Here is a 19,116-nt window from a genome sequence, read left to right as displayed (position 1 = left end):
CATCGGCCCAGCGGCGAACGCTGCGCCTTCAGCCGTGCGCGCGCCCTGCGTCGGCGAACACCTCCTCAGCCAGGTGGAACGCCGAATTGGCCGCCGGCACGCCGCAATAGATTGCCGTTTGCAGCAGCACTTCCTTGATCTCGTCGCGCGTGACGCCATTGTTGGCCGCCGCACGCAAATGCAGTTTCAGTTCTTCCGACCGATTCAGCGCCACCATCATCGCAATCGTAATCAGGCTGCGGGTATGGCGCGGCAGCCCTTCGCGCGTCCAGATCTCGCCCCATGCATAGCGCGTGATCAGATTCTGGAATTCCTCGTTCAGCGGCGAGCGCTTCTGTAGCGAGCGGTCGACGTGCGCGCTGCCCAGGACTTCGCGCCGCACCGACAACCCAGCGTCATAACGCGCGTGGTCGTCGGTGACCGGCAGACGGCCATAGACAAAATCAAGCAAGGCCGCGGTGAAACGTCCAGGCTGCTCGCGATTGGAGAGATGGGCGGCCTGCAGCACCACGCACGCTGCGCCGGGGATGGCGTCCGCCAGCGCCTTGCCTTCGGCCGCCGTCGTGGACGGGTCGTCGCTGCCGGCGATCACCAGCACCGGAATGCGGATGGTCTTCACCGCCTCGCGCAAATCCGCGTCGCGCAGCGCGCTGCATCCCAGCGCATAGCCGCGCGGGTCGAGTCCCTGCAGCACCGCGCGCAGATCGTCGAGCGATGCGCCAGCGTCGCGCCGGAATGTCTCCGTGAACCAGCGGCCCAGCGACGCTTCGACCAGTGGCCCCATGCCGTCGCGCATCACCCCATCGATACGCGCCGTCCACGATTCCGCAGTGCCGATCTTCGGCGCCGTATTGGCGACGATGACTTTCGAAAAGCGTTCGGGCGCGTTCACCGCCAGCCATTGGCCGATCAGTCCGCCAATCGACAAGCCGCAGAAAACCGCCTGATCGATGTGCAGCGCATCGAGGATGGCCAGCACGTCGCGCCCGAGCGTTTCGAGCGATGTTTCCGACGCACCGCAGGTGGAACGTCCGTGCCCGCGCATGTCGTGCCGCACCACGCGAAAACGTCCGACCAGCGCGTCGGCCTGCGGCTTCCACATCGTATGGTCGGTGCCCATCGAGTTCGAGAAAATGATGACGGGCGCGTCATCGGGTCCATCAACGGTATAGAACAGCCGCGCGCCAGCGTGATCGAGATAAGGCAAGGTGGTCTCCGGTCAGTCGTTTTTTCGTTCCGCACGCGCGGTGCGCCAGGCGGCCACCGCCGCATCGGCAAACGATGTGGCCTGGCCCGCGTAGCGCGCGGGATCGCTCAGTCTGTCGAGTGCGGCGTCGTCGAGCAAACCCGCATGTGACGGATCGTCGCGCAGTTGCTGTGCGAGCGCATCGCGCAATGTCAGGCCGTGTGCGATGGCGCGATGCGATGCCGCCTCCACGAGCCGGTGCGCAGGCATGCGGCCGATGCGCCGGCCCAGTTCGAGCATCGCGGCTTCGCCGAGAATCAGTCCGTGCGTGATGTCCAGATTCGCGCGCATGCGCGCCGCATCGACATGCAGGCCGCCGATCACGTCGCCCATCTGACGCAACGCGCCGGCCGCCAGCGTGATGATCTGCGGCAGCGTATCCCATTCGGCCTGCCAGCCGCCCAGCGCGCGCTCATGTTCTTGTGGCATCGCCGCAAACATGGTGCCCACCAGTGGCGGCACGCGCACGGCAGCGCTCAGCACCGCCGCACATCCGACGGGATTGCGTTTGTGCGGCATCGTGCTGGATCCACCGCGGCCTTCGCCCGCAGGCTCGGCGGCTTCGGCGATTTCGGTCTGCATCAGCAGCGAGATATCGCGCGCCATTTTGCCCAGCGTGCCGGTCAGCATGCCGAGCGCCGCCGCCACTTCCACCAGGCGGTCGCGGTGTGCGTGCCACGGCAGCGCAGGAAGGTCGAGCTTCAGTGCGCGCGCGAAATAAGTTGCCACTGCCGGCGCATCGTCGCCAAGGCTTGCCAGCGTCCCGGCCGCGCCGCCGAATTGCAAGGCGCGCGCTTGCTGGCGGGCGCGCTCGAGGCGGTGTAGGTCGCGGCACAGGGCGTCGAGCCAGCCGGCAGCCTTGGCGCCGAACGTGGTAGGCAGCGCGTGCTGCAGCCAGGTGCGCGCCACCATCGGCGTATTGCGATGCGCGCCCGCAAGCGCCGCGCATGCATCGCCAAGCTGCAAAAGATCGATGTCGATGGCATCCAGCGCATCGGCTGTCTGCAACACCAGCGCGGTATCGATGATGTCCTGGCTGGTGGCGCCCCAATGCACGTATCGCCCCGCTTCGGCATCGCGCGCGGTAACGGCGGCCGTCAACTGCTTGACGAACGGAATGGCAAGGTTGCCGGCCGCGACAGCGGCGTGCGACAGGGCGTCGAGGTCGATCACCGCGGGCGCGGCGCACACCTGGGCAATCACGCTCGCCGCAGCGTCGGGAATCACGCCGCACTGGGCCTCGGCATGCGCCAGCGCGGCCTCGACATCCAGCATGCGGCGCACGGTGCCGATATCGGAAAATATCTCCAGCACGGCCGGGCTGCCGAACATGGGATCCGTCAGGCGGGAAAATGTGGGCATGGCGTTGTCGGTTGGGGGCGGACCGCAAGGTATGCGCCGATTGTGATGCAAAACGCGGCACCGGTGTCAGCCGGCGCCGCACGCGCCAACACTGGTGCGCTAGATGTCGAAAAACACGGTCTCGGCCGCGCCCTGCAGCACGATGTCCCAACGATAGCGTTGCGGCCCGTCGGACCGCGCCACCAGTGTGCCGATCCGCTCGGCCGGCACCAGCGACAGCACTGCGTCGGCGCTGTTGGCTTCGCCCTCGTCGGGAAAATACATGCGCGTGGCCACGTGCTTGACGAGCCCGCGCATGAACACCGAAACCATGATGTGCGGCGCCTGCGGACGACCGTCGATGCCGGGCACGGCGCCCGGCTTGACCGTGACAAAGCGGAAGGCGCCGTCGGCCTCGGTGGGAACGCGGCCAAAGCCGGTAAAGCCCGGCGCGAGCGGCACATCGCGCGCATCGTCGGGATGGCGATAGCGGCCGGCAGGGTTGGCCTGCCAGATCTCAACCATGCCGTCGGGCACCGGTTCGCCGCGGCCATCGAGCACGCGGCCTTCGATCACGATGCGCTGCCCGGCCAGTTCGGGCGCGTCGGCGGTCAGGTCCGCGCAGTTCAGGCCGGACAGGCCGATATGCAGGTACGGACCGACGGTCTGCGATGCGGTGGCGTACAGCATGGCTTACTCCATTGGCGTGGCATCGCGGCCACGCAAGACGATATCGAACCGGTAACCGAGTGCGTACTCGGGCGAAGTGGTCTCCCAGTCGAAACCTGCAATCAGACGGTTGCGCGCCTTTTCGTCCGGCACGCACTGGAAGATCGGGTCATAGGCGAGCAGCGGATCGCCGGGGAAATACATCTGCGTCACCAGTCGCGTGGCATATGCATTGCCGAACAGCGAGAAATGAATGTGCTGCGGCCGCCAGGCATTGTGGTGGTTGCGCCAGGGGTATGCGCCGGGCTTGATCGTCTTGAACTGATAGTGGCCGTCGGCATCGGTGATGGTGCGTCCCTCGCCCGAGAAATGCGGGTCGAGCGGCGCGTCATGCTGATCGCGGCGGTGCGTGTAGCGGCCTGCGGCATTGGCCTGCCAGATTTCGATCAGCGCGTTCGGCACGGGGCGGCCGTTTTCGTCGAGCACGCGGCCCGTGACGAGCATGCGTTCGCCGATGGGCTCGCCGCCGTTGCCGACGGTCAGGTCGTTATCGCCTGCGCGGACGAATTCGGGGCCGAAGGTCGGACCGGTCACTTCCGACAACGACTGCGGCAGCGTGATCAGTGGTTGAGTCGGCGCGCGCAGTTGCGTGGATGCATAGGGGTCGTAACGATAATCCGGCTGGGTGTTCCAGTACGGCCGGCGGTACGGCGCGGGGCGATCGGAGCGTGGGGGCATCGCTGTCTCCGGGGTGAGGTGGTGGAGTGACGCGACTGTATTGAAGTCAAGAAGTCATGTAAATTGAGTTTGTTTGCAATTTATATGAATTTTATTTATGCAAGCGGCGCTTTCCTCAGATGCTTTCCGCACCCGAATTCGTTTGCGACATCTGCATTGCTTTGTAGCCGTGGCGCAGACCCAGCATTTGGGGCGCGCGGGCGAGCAATTAGGTCTGACCCAGCCCGCCGTGTCGAAAACGCTAAGCGAGCTTGAGGAACTGGCGGGCGCGCGGCTGCTTGTACGTCAGCGCGCCGGCACCACGCTTACCGCCGCCGGCATGCGCTTCCTGCGCCACGCGCTGCGCATTATCGGCGACATCGATGCGGCGGCGGACAGCCTTGTCGGCGCGCACGCGCGCACCCAGGAGCGCATTCGCGTCGGCGCCTTGCCAAGCATCGTGCCGGCGCTGCTGCTGGATGCAGTCACGCGGTTTCGCTCACTTCATCCCGACGTGGGGCTGGCCGTGCAGAGCGGCATGAATCGGACGCTGATCGACTGGCTCAAGGCCGACTTGCTCGATGTGGTGATCGGCCGCATGGACGATCCCGCTGCCATGGAAGGACTGTGGTTCGAATCGCTGGCCGGCGAGCCGCTGGTGTTTGCCGTGCGCGCCGGCCATCCGCTGGCGGAGCAGCCGCGCTTGGGCGTGGCCGACGTGCTGGCGTGGCCGCTGGTAGTACCGGCGGTCGGATCGATCCCGCGCCATAGCACCGAAAGCCTGCTGGCGCGGCACGGCCTGACCCTGCCCGACGGCTGCCTGGAAACGGCCGATGCCTACCTGGGCCGGCTGGTGACCGCGCAAGGCGACGGCGTGTGGGCCGCGCCGATGTCCGCCACGCGGCGCGCCGTGGCGGCCGGCGAAATGACGCTGTTGGGCATCGACACCCAGGGCACCGAGGAACCGATCGGCCTGCTTCGGCGCAGCGATCGCGTACTGGAACCGGTGGCCGAAGCGTTCGCCGAAACCATCCGGCAAATTGCAGCAGCTGTTTGAACAGCAATGCCTTTGCCTGTGCAGACGCACCAGACGTGCTACCGTTGCGCGCATCGGCACGGATCGCTGCGACGCATGCACCTGGACCAGGACACCAACCTCTTTTTTATCGGCTTCATGGGCGCCGGCAAGACGTCGGTGGGTCGGACCGTCGCACGCATGCTCGGCCGGCCGTTCTATGACACCGATCACGAAATCGAGGCGCGCTGCGGCGTGCGCATCGCCACCATTTTTGAACTGGAAGGCGAAGACGGTTTCCGGCGGCGTGAAACACGCATGGTCGACGAATTGACGCGTCGCAGCGGCATCGTGCTGGCCACCGGAGGCGGTGCGGTGTTGCGGCCCGAGAACCGCGAAATGCTGCGCTCGCGCGGCCATGTGATCTATCTGGACGCCACGCTGCCCGATCTATGGCGGCGCACCCGGCGCAACCGCAACCGTCCGCTGCTGCAGGCCAGCAATCCGCGCGCGCGGCTGGAGGCGCTTTTCGGCGAACGCGATCCGATCTACCGTGAGATCGCCCACATCATCATGCCGGCCCACACCGGGAGCGTCGCGCAGGCGGCCGGCCACGTGCTCACAGCCTTGGGACTGACCGCCAGCGACACGGTGCCGCACGCCTGAACCGCACCCGACAGCGGTTTCAGAATCGTCTTACAGCGCCTTCGACTCGCCTATGGCACCCTGCTGGCATGGGTTTCGGCGTGGATCTTCACTCCATCGCCATGGTCGAAACCCCATTGTCGAAAGCCTTTCGGCGAGTCGCACCGCTTGCCATGCGTGGAAGAGTGACGCGTGGGGCGGCTACCGCGGTTTGCAATGATTTTCGGGCAAGCGGGCAGCGCGTCTGCCCGCCTGCGCTACAGGAGTACCGAGCATGCGTTTGCAAGACAGGACGGCCCTTGTCACTGGGGGCGCTGGCGGGATCGGACAAGCAATTGCCCTGCGGCTCGCGCAAGAGGGCGCCGACGTCGTGATCGCGGTGCATCGCCACGATGCCAAGGCCGACGAGATCGCCGATGCAGTGCGCGCCGCCGGCCGCCGCGCCTTTGTCGTGGCCGCGGATATCGGCAACGTGGCGCAGGCTGGCGCTTTGATCGACGAGGGCTCCCGCCTGGCCGGCAGGCTCGACATCCTGGTCAACAACGCAGGCGTTGAAATCCGTGCACCGTTCACGGAAGTCACCGAGACCGATTACGACCGCGTGCTCGACACCAATCTCAAAGGCCCGTTCTTCCTCACGCAGTTTTTTGTCAGGCATCTGCAGGCACGCCAATGCGGCGGCAAGATCATCAACATTAGTTCCGTCCATGAAGAACTGCCGTTCCCGCATTTCACCAGCTACTGCGCGAGCAAGGGCGGGCTTCGCATGATGATGCGCAACCTGGCCATCGAACTGGCGCCGCTTGGCATCACCGTCAACAACATCGCGCCCGGAGCCATCGAGACGCCGATCAATCGCAACCTGATGGCGGATCGCGCCCAACTCCAGGCGCTCATCGACGACATACCGCTCGCTCGTCTGGGACGCCCGGCCGAAGTGGCCGGCTTGGTGGCGTACCTGGCCAGCGCGGAGGCCGATTACATCACCGGCGCCACGCTGGTGATCGACGGCGGATTGCTGTGGAACTATGCCGAACAATGATGCGCCGCGCGGCAACGGCGTGCCGCACGCAGTCGTCCAGACCACCGAGGCCCAGGCGGATGCCACGCCGCACGCTGCGGCTCGCCGCGCCGATAGCACGCACGGGCCCATGCATTGCCACGCCCACGCGCCATCCGTCACGCATCTGCCCTGCCCGGCACCCGCCGCGCTGGCCGGCCATGACGTACCAGACGCGCTTTCCCCAGCGGAGCGCTACGCCGAACTCTTTGTCGCGGTGCAGGCCAGCGGCATGTTCCGCGACAGCAAAACGTTTCCGGACTGCATTCCGCTGTACGAACCCGATGCCATCCTCGCGCGCTATCGCGCAGAGCGCGAGGCGCCGGATTTCTCGCTCGAGGGCTTCGTGTGCGCCCATTTCGCCCGAGAAACCATCCCGGACGACAACTATGTATCGAATCCTGACAATTCGCTGCGCGAGCATATCGATGGCCTGTGGCCGGTGCTGACTCGCGAGCCCACGGAACATCCGCCGCAATGCTCGTTGCTGCCACTGCCGCAACCGTATGTGGTGCCGGGCGGGCGCTTCCGCGAGCTGTACTATTGGGATTCGTATTTCACGATGCTGGGCCTGTCGGCCAGCGGGCGGTGCGACCTGATGCGTGCGATGGCCGATAACTTCGCCTATCTGCTCGATACCTACGGCCATGTGCCGAACGGCACGCGATCGTACTACCTGAGCCGCTCGCAGCCGCCCGTTTTCACGCTGATGGTGGACCTGTTCGAAAACCACGGCGTCGACACGGCCCTGCGCTACCTGCCGCAATTGCGCAAGGAGTACGACTTCTGGATGGATGGCAGCGCACACCTGCAACCGGGCAGCGCCTGGCGGCGCACGGTGTGCCTGCCGGGCGGCGCCCTGCTGAACCGCTATTGGGATGACCGCGCCCATCCGCGCGAGGAGGCGTATCTGGAAGACGTGGAGACGGCACGCCGCAGCGGGCGACCCGCCCACCTGGTGTATCGCGATTTGCGCGCGGCGGCGGAGTCGGGCTGGGATTTCAGTTCGCGCTGGTGCGAACCCGAATTCGTGCAGAACCACGTCAAGTGCGACCTGGCATCGATCCGCACCACGGCGATCCTACCCGTCGATCTCAACGCTCTGCTGTGGCACGCTGAATGCCGGCTGGCCGCATTATCCGACCGGGCGGGCAACCACGCCGACGCAGCGCGCTATCGCGAGGCGGCGGAGCGTCGCCGCGTGGCGATCGACGCGCTCATGTGGGACGAAACGACCGGCGCCTTTTTCGATTTCGACTGGCATCGCGGCGCGCGGCGCACGCAACTGTGCGCCGCCACGCTGATGCCGCTGTTTGTCGGGCTGGCTAGCCCGCAGCAGGCAAGTGGCGTCGCGTCGATCACCGCGGCGCAGCTGATCGAGGACGGGGGGCTCGCCACGACCCGGATCGATTCCGGCCAACAATGGGACCGTCCAAACGGCTGGGCACCACTGCACTGGATCGGCATAGTGGGGCTGCGCCATTACGGATTTGCGGATCTTGCCGACGACATTGCCCACCGATGGCTGAATACGGTGGCCAGCCTCTATACGCACGAATACAAGCTGGTGGAAAAGTATCGATTACTGCCCAGACAGGACGGGGCGAAGGGCGGCAGCGGCGGGGAATATCCGCTGCAGGACGGCTTTGGATGGACCAACGGCGTGGTGAGCGCGCTACTGTCGCAATTTCCGGAACATGCCATGGCACGGGCCGCCGCCGCGCGGTCCGGCGCCGCAGATTAGCGCGAAAGAGCACGCGACTACGCCGCGACAAGGCGTGGCGGATCATTCTCGCCGGCTCTTTCGAATTGTGTTCCCTTGTTCAGAACCGTGAAGCGAGCGGTCCGGGTTTTGCCCCGAAGGCGCCCTTTCGCAATAACTCATGTGAGTTATTGGCGCCGCAAGCGCACGACTGCTAACTTACCGCAGGGTCAATCGACACGACCCGAAACGACTTGGCAACTCTTACTACCCCGACGATCCCGCGCGTCGGGGTATTTCTTTGCGCGCCCACATCGGCGCCTTCCCACAGCCTGCACAGTTGTTGTCCAGCATCAATGTGGTCGTCACAGGTGGACACAAATTTCGGGCCTTTCCAGGTGCATGATCATGGCTTGTCCATCACATCCAAAGGATGACCATCATGCAGAAACCATCAAGACCTCCCAAAGACGCCAAGCCGATTGACAGCGACGCCGGCAGCACAGCCGATCCCGCCGCAACCCCCACTGTGGACGGGCAAACGTCCAGGCCCGACAAGCCCTCGGGGACCAAATGCAGGATGACGTTTGCGGCGTTCCTTCGCTCGATTCCGCCAGGCGACGCGTTCGACGACGCAGATTTCGCGCGTATCCAGTGACGGGGCCCCGTTCATGTATCTCGTCGATACCAACGTCATCAGCGAATACCGAAAAGGACGACGCGCCAATCGAGGCGTCGTCGCCTTCTTCGAAGACGCCGAAGCAGAAGACCAGCCGATCTATCTTTCCGTCGTCACCATGGGCGAACTGCGTCGGGGCGTCGAACTGAAACGTTTCCGCGGCGATCAGCAGCAATGCGAAGTGCTGGATGAATGGCTGCTTGGCCTGCAGCGCCGCTACTTTGATCGCGTCCTTGGCATCGACGCGCGCATCGTCGACCTGTGGGGCCATCTAAGCGTGCCCGATTCGCATAACACGCTCGACACGCTGATTGCCGCTACAGCGTTGATCCACCGATTGACCGTCGTGACGCGCAATGTGCGCGATTTCCGGAACACCGGCGTGCGCATCCTCAATCCGTTCGACGACCATTCCTCTCACTCAAGCCCTGGGTTATGCCGACCCTGCAATGCCCACCGTGGTTTGTCCGGCCTCCCTATCCACATGTCGGGCCATGCGTCCCACCTGGGACAAAACCCGCAGTGCCACGCAGGCACGCGGCTACACTAACGGCTTTACGCACTTCGTCGATCCTTCGCCGTGTCCGATTCCAACCTATCAGCCACGCCGGCTCCATTCCTGACCGATTTTCGCGCCACGCCCACCCCTGCCCACGACAATCCGCGCCCGGATCGCCTGGTCAGAGGCAACCCGAACCGGACCACCTGGACGCACTACAGCGCCGCGCAAGGCAATTTCGACTGCGGCATCTGGACATGCGAGCCGGGAGCCTGGCGCATTGCGTTTCCGGCTGGCAAGGAAGAATTTTTCCACGTGATCAGCGGGCGCCTGCGCATTACCAGCCACGCAGGCGACGCGCGCGAGTTCGGCCCCGGGGACGCCTGCGTCATCCCCGCCGGATTCGAGGGCGTGTTCGAGGTTCTGGAACCGGTACGCAAGCACTTCGTCGTGATCGACCGCAACGCGGGCTGATAGGTCCGCAGGAGATTTTTCATGATCCGCCGTCCCGTCCTCGCCACTGTCGCATCCAGCGCAGCACTTGCCGTGACCCTTGCCGCCGTGTCGGCTGGATTTTCCCCCGCAGGCGCCGCGCAAGCTGCCGGCCCGAGTTTCGATTGCAAGAATGCGCACGAAGACATCGAGCAAATGGTCTGCAAGGACGACACGCTGGCCCAGTTGGATCGCGAGACCACGCGCCTGTACGGACTGGCGCTCGATTCGCGGTCCTTGCCAACGGCGCAGAAGAAGATGCTGCTGGCCGGCCAGCGCGGTTGGCTGCGCGGCCGCAACGACTGCGCAAAGGCCGACGACGCGCGCCTGTGCACCGCAAACAGTTACCTTGAGCGCATCTACGAACTACGTCACACCTATGCGGGGGCACGCACGCAGGACAACAAGGGCATCAGCCGCGGCCCATTCAATATTCGTTGCCCCGGCGAGGCAGTGATCGCCGGCACCTTTGTACAGACGGATCCCGGCTACGCTTACCTGCGCTGGCTTGACCAGCGCCTGGTACTGCGACAAACGCCGGCCGCGTCGGGCGCGCGCTACGCCGCCACCGTGAACGACAGCGAAGCGCTGTTCTGGGACAAGGGCCCCGACGCCCAGGTTACGTTACCGGGCAAGGCCGAGGCCAGTTGCCGCGTGGAAGTGACATCCTACTGATCGACGCGGGACAGCGCATACGGGCGCGTCAGATGCGGGGCGGTCCGAATCCATCTCAATCGCCGACCTTCGATCGCCGGCCTTCACTGGCCGCCCTTCACTGACTGGTCTTCACTGGCCGGCCTTCAGTCGTCGCCCCAGGCGCGTAGCGTGTCCACCGCTGTCGTATCGCTCTCGCACGCCGCCCTGCCGATCTCGCGTGCCCAGTATCGGTCCGATCCGTCCGCCACGCGCCACGCGTGCAGGCGGCGCGTATAGCGCTGTAACTCGTATTCCTCGGTAACACCGATCGCGCCGTGCACCGCGTGGGCGATCGACGTGACAGGCACCACCGCATCGCTCGCATTGAACTTGCCGATCGCCGCCTGCATGCGATCGGGCATCGCTCCGGCCGCCGAACATGCGATCTGCGCTGCCATGCGCGCAGCGGCGACGTATTCCGCCATCACGCTGATCTGATGCTGGATCGCCTGAAACTTGCCAATGCTGCGTCCAAATTGCGTGCGATCGTTGGCGTACTGCAGCGTCAAGTCGAACACGCGGGCCATCGCACCCGCCATTTGGGCCGCATGCAGTGCGGCGCCAATCGTGCGCAGCGTACCGGGCAGCAGCGGGAACGCCGGGGCTGCCGAGCGCGCCAGCGAAACCGTCAGATCGTCGTGTACGCCGGTGCGCCGGACGTCCAGTGTGTCGCGATGTGCCAGCGCAGCCTCGCCGCCCTGCTGTACCAGAAACCATGTAGCCGCAGCGCCGTCCGCCGCATGCGTGCGCGACAGCCCATCGAAGCTGGCCAGCGCGATCGGCGTCTCGGGCACCGGCACGCCAGCCGCGTCGAGCAACGCCCTCGCGAACATCGTCTGCGCCAGTGGCACGGGTAACGCGTGGTATCCCATCGCCATCAGCATCGGCAGCACATCGCGCAACGACAATCCCGCCTCAGGACGCAAGCTATCCGCAAAGCCGCTTTGCTGCAGCGGCTCCCACAACGCCGCCGCATCGCCGCCGGCCTCGATAGCCCGCGCGACCGCGGGCGTGCAGCGATCGCGCAGCACGGTTTCCAGCGCATCCGAGTAGACGTTGTCCATTGCGTTCTCCTGTTACTTCGCTTGATCGCTTGATCCTTCAACCGCTTCATGCAGGGCGGCTCGCTGGCTCCGATAACGGCGCCAGCAGCCCACGCTGCCCCGCTTCGCTTAACGCAGGCCCAGTCCGCGCGCAATCATGCCGCGCAGGATCTCGCGAGTGCCGCCGCGCAGCGAATACGTGGGGGATATCTGGCTGACATACGCGGCGGTGCGGTAAAGCTCCGCATCCGCGGCCAGTTCCGCGTCATCGCCAAGCGCCGCTTCCGCCAGAGCGCCGATCGACTGCTCTAGGGTGGTGCCAAGGTCCTTGACCAGCGCAGCTTCCACCAGCGGACTTTCACCCGCAGCAAGGCGGGCGGTGACGGCCAGCGACATCGCGCGTAGCGCCGCCAGCCTGCCCATGATCTGGCCGATGGTCACGGTATGGCGCTGCACGCCCGGAAGACGACGCAGTGCGGCGATCCACGCGTCCAGCAGCACCACGCTGGAATACAGCCGCTCGGGTCCGCTACGCTCGAACGCCAATTCGGCGTTGACCTGTTCCCAGCCGGCGCCTTCCTGTCCCACCAGCGAGTCGGCGGGAAGGTGCACATCGTCGAACGCCACCTCCGAGAAATGCGCGTCGCCAGCCAGATCGCGAATTTGCCGTACCGTCACGCCCGGCGCGGACAGATCGACGATCATTTGCGACAGTCCTTTTTGCCGATCTCCCGTCTCGCCCGAGGTGCGGACCAACGCCAGCATGTAGGGGCAGCGATCGGCATTGGTCGTCCAGATCTTGCGTCCGTTCAGGCGCCAGCCGCCATCGGGCTGCGGCGCGGCACGCGTCGCCACGCTGGCAAGGTCCGATCCGGAATTGGGCTCGCTCATGCCGATGCAGAAGAACGCTTCGCCGCGACAGATGCGCGGCAGATAGCGCTCGCGTTGCGCGTCGCTGCCATAGCGCAGGATCAACGGCCCACTCTGCCGGTCCGCTATCCAGTGGGCGGACACCGGCGCGCCGCACGCCAGCAACTCCTCTACCAGCACGAAACGCGAGAACGCATCGAGCCCCGCGCCCCCATACTGCGCGGGCAGCGTGATACCAACCCACCCTCGACGCGCCAGCGCGCGGCTGAAGTCGGCGTCGAATCCCATCCAGGAACGTGCCCGCACATCGGCGGGCACCCCCGGCAGGTGCTCCTTCAGAAACGCCTTGACGTCTCGCCGGAACGCAGCGGCTTGCGGCGGCAGTGCCGTCAGCGCAAAGGTGGCAAACAGAGCATGCAATGTCGATCTCCAGTTTGAAACCGCTCAATCCAGCGTCACGCCGGTTTCCTTGACCACCTTCTGCCAGCGGTCGATTTCTTCCGATACGTACTTGCCATACGCTTCCGGGCTGGATGGACGCGGCTCCGCACCCTGCGCCGCGAGGCTGGCGCGCACATCGGCCGATGCCAGCGCCTTGAGCGCCGCCGCATTGAGCCTGCGAACGATGTCCGGCGATGTTCTGGCCGGCACCATCATGCCCTGCCATGCGCCCACATCGAACCCGCGCAGCCCCGATTCGGCCAGCGTGGGTACATCGGGCAACTGTGAGCTACGAGTGCTGCTGGTGACGGCCAGCGCCTTCATGCGTTTGTCCCGGATGAACGGCAACGATGAATTGATGGTGTCGGTCATGAACTGCACCTGGCCGCTGGCCAGATCGGTCAACGCCGGCGCACTACCCTTGTACGGCGCATGCACGGCTTCCAACCCATTGGCCTGCAGGAACAGGAATGCCGCCAGGTGCGTGACATTGCCGTTGCCGGCCGATCCGTATGTCATCTTGCCGGGATTGGCCTTGAGCCACGCCACGAATTCCGGGACGGTGTTCGCGGACACCTGCGCGTTGACTTCCAGGACCAGCGGCACGTTGGCCGTCATGGCCACGGGCAGCAGATCGCGCTTCACGTCGTAGGGCAACTTCCGATAGAGCGCCGGACTCAGCGCGATCGACGACGTGTTGTACAGCACCGTATAGCCGTCCGGCGGCGCCTTGGCGACGATCTCATTGCCGATATTGCCGTTGGCGCCCGGGCGGTTGTCCACCAGCACCTGCTGCCCAAGATCTTCGGACATCTTGCGCGCAATCACGCGCGATACGAGGTCGGTCGGGCCACCGGGCGGGAATGGCACCACCAGCCGGATCGGCCGATCCGGGTATGTCGCAGCCAGCGCCGCGCCCGGCAACGCCGATGCCGCCGCCGCTACGGCGCAGCCCGCCAGCGCCAGCACGCATCGCCGGCGCATTGGATGGTTGGGGTGATGCCTGGCATTTTTGCTCTGTACTGGCATATCTGTCTCCTCCGGTAGTTGCGTGATATCGCCGCCGCGCCACGTCAGCGCCCCGCCAGCAGGCGGCGCGCCGTGTAGGTCATCACCAGTTCCTGGCGCTGGTTGAACACCTCGATCGACGAATCGACCACCGCGCGGCCGCTTTTCGACGTTGGCCGGATGCCGGTGACGGTAATGCGCGCGTGAATGGTGTCTCCCACCACTACCGGTCCGTGGATCTTTTGCGTCAGCTCCAGCATCGCCAGGCCCGTGCCCTGGATCATGGTCTGCAGGATGAAGCCCTCGATCAGCGCGTAAGTGAGCGCCGCTGGCACCGGTCGCCCCTTGATCGCACCGGCTTCATAGCCCTCTTCGATGAAGATGGCCTCGAGCATGCCCGTGACGGAGATGAAGTTGACCAGGTCGGTTTCGGTGACCGTGCGGCGGAAGGTCTCGAAGACCTGTCCTTGTTCGATGTCCTGCCAATAAAAGCCTTGTCCCAGGCGTTGCGGCTGTGCGGTCATGGATGTCTCCTCGATGCGTGAATGAAATGAAAGTGCGCGGGACCATCGGACAATCGGCACGCGGCGGCGATGCGCCGATGGCAGGCGGTGGCCGTGTCAGCGATCCAGCGCATCGATATCCGCATCGCTCATGCCGACGGCGCCCAGAACTTCTCGCGTGTGTTCCCCCAGCCGCGGCGGCACGCCAGCGTGCGCGCGCTCGCCGTCGAAGCGCACCGGGGCGCCGGCAAAACGCAGCGTGCCCATCGCCGCGTCATCCACGCGATCGAAAAATCCAGTGGCAAGCAGATGGGGATCGTTGACCAGATCGTCGAGGTCGTTGACGCGCGCCACCGGAATCTGCAGCGTTTCGCACAGCGCCAGCCACGCATCGGTGCTGCGCGTGCGCACGATGTCGCCGGTAATCTCGTAGAGCGTCTCGATATGGCGCGTGCGTGCGCCGATATTGGCAAAACGTGCGTCGGAAGCCAGATCGTCGCGCCCGGCAGCGGTGAAGAAGTCGCGCCAATGCGCGTCGGTGTACGGCATCATGCAGACGTAGCCGTCGGCGCTCTGGTAGGGACGACGCAGCGGCGCGAGCACGCGCGGATAGCCCGCGGCGCTGCGCGGCGGATCGAAATGCTGGCCGTACAGATGCTCCACCATGTTGAAGGCAACCATCGATTCGAACATCGGTACTTCCACCATGCCACCCTTGCCGCCCTGCCGTTCGCGGCCGGCAAGTGCGGCGGCAATCGACAGCGCGGCGATCAGGCCGCTGGTCTTGTCGGCGGCGATGGTTGGGAAATAGCGCACGGTGCCGGTCTGCGCCGCCATCAATGCCGCATTGCCGCTCAATCCCTGGATGATGTCGTCGTAGGCCGGACGGCCTCCATACGGGCCGTCTTCGGCAAAACCTAGAAGGCTCACGTAGACCAGGCGTGGGTGACGTGCCATCACGCTTGCCGGATCCAGGTCCAGCCTGGCCAGCTTCTGCGGGCGCATGCTGTGCAGCAGCACATCGGCGGTGGCTAGCAGGCGATGCAGCGCGGTCTGGGCGGCCGGCTGCTTCAGGTTCAGCACCACGCTCTTCTTGCTGCGGTTCACGCCAAGAAAAATTGCCGACATACCGTCCTCAGTAGCCGGGCCGGTGCGGCGCGTCGAATCGCCCTCCGGGGTTTCCACCTTGATGACTTCCGCCCCCAGATCGGCCAGCCATTGACTGGCATAGGGGCCCATCACGACCGTCGAAAGATCGACGACCCGGATACCTGACAAGGGCAGCATAGGCGGTGTCTCCTACTGTTTTAGTGATTCTGGCGAGGACACAGCGTAGTGCAGCGCGCCGCTTGCGTCTAATATTAGATTTTTAGGAAGCGATATCCGTTGCATATCACCATGGACCTGCGCCAGCTGCAGCAATTCGTTGTGCTTGCCGAAACCGGCAATTTCCACCGTGCCGCCGAACGGCTGCATATGGCACAACCGCCACTATCGATCTCCATACGAAAACTGGAATCGTCGCTAGGCACGCCATTATTCGTGCGCACCACGCGCGGGGTGAAATTGACGCAGGCTGGCGAAGCGGCGCTGACCGATGCCCGCCGCGCGCTGTTTCATGCGGATCAGGCGCGCGCCGCCGCGCAGTCGGCGGGGCTGGGCGAGCGCGGCGCGCTGCGGATCGGCTTTGTCGGATCCGCCACGTATGCGCTGCTGCCAAGGTTGATTCCTGCGTTCCGCGGTGCCCATCCCGGGATCGAGCTGATCCTTCATGAATCGACCTCGGCGACGATCCTGGACCGCATCGAACGCGGCCAACTGGACGCGGGACTGGTGCGATTTCCGATTCTGTCGAGCGGACCATTCCAGCTGATGCCGCTCGAATCGGACGCCTTCGTCGCGGCGGTGCCTGCAGACAGTCCGTTTGCCGCCAACGACAGCATCGCCCTCAAGGCGCTGGCCGGCGAGCCATTCATCATGCATCCCAGCGCCGACGTGCCGAACCTGCAGGCCGTGGCGATGTTGCTGTGCCAGCAGGCCGGCTTTGTGCCCCGCATCACGCAGGAAGCGGTGCAGGTGCAAACCATCGTCAGCCTGGTGGAAAGCGGGCTCGGCGTGGCGCTGGTGCCGGGCGTCGCGGCACGCTACACCAATCGCCGTGTGCGTTTTCTGCGCTTGTCGAGTCCGCGTCCCACCGCACGTATCGGCATTGCGCTGGCCACCCGGCAGGACGCCGACGATCGTCACGTACAGCGCTTTATCGCTGCAGCGCAGCGAATCGCGCGGGGCTGAGCGCCCGCGTTCCGCCCCGCAACGAAAACCATAGAGGCGGTGCATGGCCGCCATGAAACTTACGCCATCGTTGCCCGCGCGCTGTTGGCCGCGACGTACATTCTGGCTTGCATTGCCGTGGTATCGCGCCTGCGCTGTTGTGCTGCCTCGTCGTCGAGAGGATGGCAAAGCTCGCATCGCCGGACTCGCCCCAACAAGAGCCAGGAGACACGATGGACGAAAGCGTATTCTTCGCCGATCTCGACGCAAGGCACCGCCGCATCTGGCCAGCCGGGGTGCCAACAGCGCCGCACTACCCGCATGGCGAAGTCAGTCTTGGCGAATCGCTGCGCGCGTGGGCACGCATCCAGCCGGACCATCCGGCGCTGATCTATTACGGCCGCACCATCAGCTATGCGGAACTCGATGATCTGAGCGAACGCTGCGCCGAATTGCTGCGCGGCCATGGCGTCGGGGCGGGCGAGCGCGTGGCGGTATTGCTGGGCAATTGCCCGCAGTTCCACATCGTGTTCTACGCGATCCTCAAGCTTGGCGCCGTGTACGTGCCGGTCAACCCGCTGTTCAAGGAACACGAGCTGGCCTATGAACTGAACGATGCGGGCGCCACAATGGCCATCGCGCTCGACACGCTGGTGCCGATGCTGATGGCTGTGAAGCCGGTCACGCGCGTCGGTACTGTGTTCCGCACGTCGGCAGGCGAATTTCTTCCCTCACAGCCAACACTGCCGATCCCTGCCGGCCTGGATGCCGCACCCATCGAGCATCCGGGCTGCGTCGACCTGATGCCGGCGATTCGCCTGTGCACGGGCAACGTGCGTGACGTGCAGGTGGATCTCGATGCGCTGGCGGCGCTGAACTACACCGGCGGCACGACCGGCATGCCCAAGGGCTGCATGCACACGCAACGCGACATGCTGTACACCGCCGCGGCGTCTCTGGCGGTCAGCAGCGAGCACGCGCCGTTGGCCGCGGCGCAACCGAGCGCCGACGTCATGCTCAACTTCCTGCCGATGTTCTGGATCGCCGGAGAGAACCTGGGCCTGATCTATCCGATCTTTAGCGGCGCCACGCTGATACTGCTGTCGCGCTGGGATCCGGTAGCCGTGATGGCGGCGGTGGACCGCTATCGCGTCAACCGTACCTTCATGGTGGTCGACAGCGTCGTGGAGGTGCTGCAGCATCCCGAACTGAACCGCTACGACTTGCGTTCGCTGCAACACACGCGCGTGGCATCGTTCATTCGCAAACTCACGGTCGATCTGCGTCGCCAATGGCAAGCGCTGACCGGCGGCGTGCTGGCCGAAGGTGCCTGGGGTATGACGGAGACGCACACCAGCGACACCTTTACCACCGGCATGCAGAGCGACGATATGGATCTGCACGGCCGCCCGATTTTCGTGGGCCTGCCCGTGCCCGGTACACGCATCAAGATTTGCGATTTCGAAACTGGCGCGCTGCTCCCGATTGGCGCGGAAGGTGAAATCGTGGTGAGCACGCCGTCGCTGCTCAAGGGCTACTGGGGACGCGACGACGCGACCGCCGAATCGCTGCGCGACGGCTGGTTCCGTACCGGAGATATCGGCGCCTACGACGACGCGGGGTATCTGCATTTCCTCGGACGTCGCAAGGAAATGATCAAGGTGCGCGGGATGAGCGTGTTCCCATCGGAACTGGAGGTGCTGCTGGGCCGCCATCCGGCGGTACTCGGCTCCGCCGTCATCGCGCGGCCCGACCGCGAGCGCGGCCAGATGCCGGTGGCATTCATTCGCCTGCGCGCCGGTTACCACGACACGTCGGCGCAGGCACTGACGTCCTGGTGCCGCGACCACATGGCCGGCTACAAGGTCCCGGAAATCCGCGTGGTGGACGAATTTCCGATGACAGCCACCGGCAAGGTGAAGAAGGTGGAACTGCAGAAGCTGCTCGAATCGGACCCGCAGTAGCACGACGAGCCAGGAGACTCGCTGCGCGTCACCATGTCATGACGTGAACGGTTCCACGACGCCGCGCGCCCCGGCGTGGACCCATATTCACTTCGCAAGCGCGGCGCGAACAGTGCTTTTTATTTCAGAGCCGTGCCGAAAGATTCTAATTCGCCGTCTTGGCGCGGGACCGCGCAGAGGTCATCAAAACCTGCCATACGCTCGCACGAGTGCATTGCTTGACGCCCATCGTTCCGGTTCCTTAAATACGTTACG

Annotated in this window: 18 protein-coding genes; 9 read left to right on the top strand and 9 right to left on the bottom strand. The window is 65.1% G+C overall.

The window, feature by feature from the left end:
* Positions 1-28 precede the first annotated feature (28 nt).
* The 4 genes from pcaDC to pcaH all read right to left on the bottom strand — a co-directional run bounded on the left by pcaDC (position 29) and on the right by pcaH (position 3,994).
* Positions 29-1,207 (bottom strand): bifunctional 3-oxoadipate enol-lactonase/4-carboxymuconolactone decarboxylase PcaDC, encoded by a 1,179-nt coding sequence (gene pcaDC / locus F7R19_RS08320; protein ID WP_150979950.1) that lies wholly within the window; start codon positions 1,205-1,207, stop codon positions 29-31.
* Positions 1,208-1,219: 12 nt separating this feature from the next.
* The gene (locus F7R19_RS08315) at positions 1,220-2,608 is read right to left on the bottom strand and encodes a 3-carboxy-cis,cis-muconate cycloisomerase (RefSeq protein ID WP_150979949.1); all 1,389 of its coding nucleotides are present in this window, start codon (positions 2,606-2,608) and stop codon (positions 1,220-1,222) included.
* Positions 2,609-2,707: 99 nt separating this feature from the next.
* The gene (gene pcaG / locus F7R19_RS08310) at positions 2,708-3,277 is read right to left on the bottom strand and encodes a protocatechuate 3,4-dioxygenase subunit alpha (protein ID WP_150979948.1); all 570 of its coding nucleotides are present in this window, start codon (positions 3,275-3,277) and stop codon (positions 2,708-2,710) included.
* 3 nt (positions 3,278-3,280) lie between these two features.
* A complete protein-coding gene (gene pcaH, locus F7R19_RS08305; protein WP_150979947.1) occupies positions 3,281-3,994 on the bottom strand; it encodes a protocatechuate 3,4-dioxygenase subunit beta in 714 nt (237 codons plus the stop codon).
* Positions 3,995-4,091: 97 nt separating this feature from the next.
* Here pcaH and F7R19_RS08300 point away from each other — a divergent pair, with 97 nt between their 5' ends.
* The 7 genes from F7R19_RS08300 (at position 4,092) to F7R19_RS08270 (ending at position 10,740) form a co-directional block, all read left to right on the top strand.
* On the top strand, positions 4,092-5,030 hold the full coding sequence (locus F7R19_RS08300; protein WP_150979946.1) for a LysR substrate-binding domain-containing protein: 939 nt from the start codon (positions 4,092-4,094) through the stop codon (positions 5,028-5,030).
* A gap of 75 nt (positions 5,031-5,105) precedes the next feature.
* Positions 5,106-5,654, top strand: coding sequence for a shikimate kinase (locus tag F7R19_RS08295; protein WP_061959973.1), 549 nt, complete (start codon positions 5,106-5,108; stop codon positions 5,652-5,654).
* Positions 5,655-5,907: 253 nt separating this feature from the next.
* Entirely contained in the window at positions 5,908-6,675 is a 768-nt protein-coding gene (locus F7R19_RS08290) for an SDR family NAD(P)-dependent oxidoreductase (protein WP_150979945.1), read from the top strand.
* Positions 6,662-8,437, top strand: a complete 1,776-nt coding sequence (gene treF, locus F7R19_RS08285; protein WP_211922720.1) for an alpha,alpha-trehalase TreF — start codon at positions 6,662-6,664, stop codon at positions 8,435-8,437. Before F7R19_RS08290 ends, treF begins: the two co-directional genes overlap by 14 nt.
* A gap of 629 nt (positions 8,438-9,066) precedes the next feature.
* Positions 9,067-9,624 (top strand): type II toxin-antitoxin system VapC family toxin, encoded by a 558-nt coding sequence (locus tag F7R19_RS08280; protein WP_150979944.1) that lies wholly within the window; start codon positions 9,067-9,069, stop codon positions 9,622-9,624.
* A 30-nt stretch (positions 9,625-9,654) separates the two neighbouring features.
* Entirely contained in the window at positions 9,655-10,047 is a 393-nt protein-coding gene (locus F7R19_RS08275; protein ID WP_223506059.1) for a cupin domain-containing protein, read from the top strand.
* A 21-nt stretch (positions 10,048-10,068) separates the two neighbouring features.
* Positions 10,069-10,740 carry an MliC family protein gene (locus F7R19_RS08270; RefSeq protein WP_150979943.1) on the top strand — a complete coding sequence of 224 codons (672 nt, stop codon included), beginning with the start codon at positions 10,069-10,071 and terminating at the stop codon, positions 10,738-10,740.
* Between the two features lie 125 nt (positions 10,741-10,865).
* Here the strand turns inward: F7R19_RS08270 and F7R19_RS08265 are convergent, their stop codons facing one another.
* The 5 genes from F7R19_RS08265 to F7R19_RS08245 form a co-directional block, all read right to left on the bottom strand.
* Positions 10,866-11,825: an acyl-CoA dehydrogenase family protein gene (locus F7R19_RS08265; protein ID WP_150979942.1), complete on the bottom strand. Its 960-nt coding sequence runs from the start codon at positions 11,823-11,825 to the stop codon at positions 10,866-10,868.
* Positions 11,826-11,933: 108 nt separating this feature from the next.
* A complete protein-coding gene (locus F7R19_RS08260; protein ID WP_150979941.1) occupies positions 11,934-13,094 on the bottom strand; it encodes an acyl-CoA dehydrogenase family protein in 1,161 nt (386 codons plus the stop codon).
* A 24-nt stretch (positions 13,095-13,118) separates the two neighbouring features.
* The gene (locus F7R19_RS08255; RefSeq protein ID WP_407648943.1) at positions 13,119-14,099 is read right to left on the bottom strand and encodes a tripartite tricarboxylate transporter substrate binding protein; all 981 of its coding nucleotides are present in this window, start codon (positions 14,097-14,099) and stop codon (positions 13,119-13,121) included.
* Between the two features lie 89 nt (positions 14,100-14,188).
* Positions 14,189-14,647 carry a MaoC family dehydratase gene (locus F7R19_RS08250; RefSeq protein ID WP_061959979.1) on the bottom strand — a complete coding sequence of 153 codons (459 nt, stop codon included), beginning with the start codon at positions 14,645-14,647 and terminating at the stop codon, positions 14,189-14,191.
* A gap of 96 nt (positions 14,648-14,743) precedes the next feature.
* Entirely contained in the window at positions 14,744-15,913 is a 1,170-nt protein-coding gene (locus tag F7R19_RS08245) for a CaiB/BaiF CoA transferase family protein (RefSeq protein ID WP_150979939.1), read from the bottom strand.
* Positions 15,914-16,024: 111 nt separating this feature from the next.
* Here F7R19_RS08245 and F7R19_RS08240 point away from each other — a divergent pair, with 111 nt between their 5' ends.
* Together F7R19_RS08240 and F7R19_RS08235 are read left to right on the top strand one after the other, a co-directional pair.
* The gene (locus F7R19_RS08240) at positions 16,025-16,918 is read left to right on the top strand and encodes a LysR family transcriptional regulator (protein ID WP_150979938.1); all 894 of its coding nucleotides are present in this window, start codon (positions 16,025-16,027) and stop codon (positions 16,916-16,918) included.
* Positions 16,919-17,130: 212 nt separating this feature from the next.
* Positions 17,131-18,861 (top strand): AMP-binding protein, encoded by a 1,731-nt coding sequence (locus F7R19_RS08235; protein WP_150979937.1) that lies wholly within the window; start codon positions 17,131-17,133, stop codon positions 18,859-18,861.
* Positions 18,862-19,116: the final 255 nt, after the last annotated feature.

It is taken from the genome of Cupriavidus pauculus (assembly GCF_008801835.1).
Classification (GTDB): domain Bacteria; phylum Pseudomonadota; class Gammaproteobacteria; order Burkholderiales; family Burkholderiaceae; genus Cupriavidus; species Cupriavidus pauculus.
Note: the sequence above shows the minus strand (reverse complement) of the source record. Positions and strands in the feature narration are given on the sequence as shown.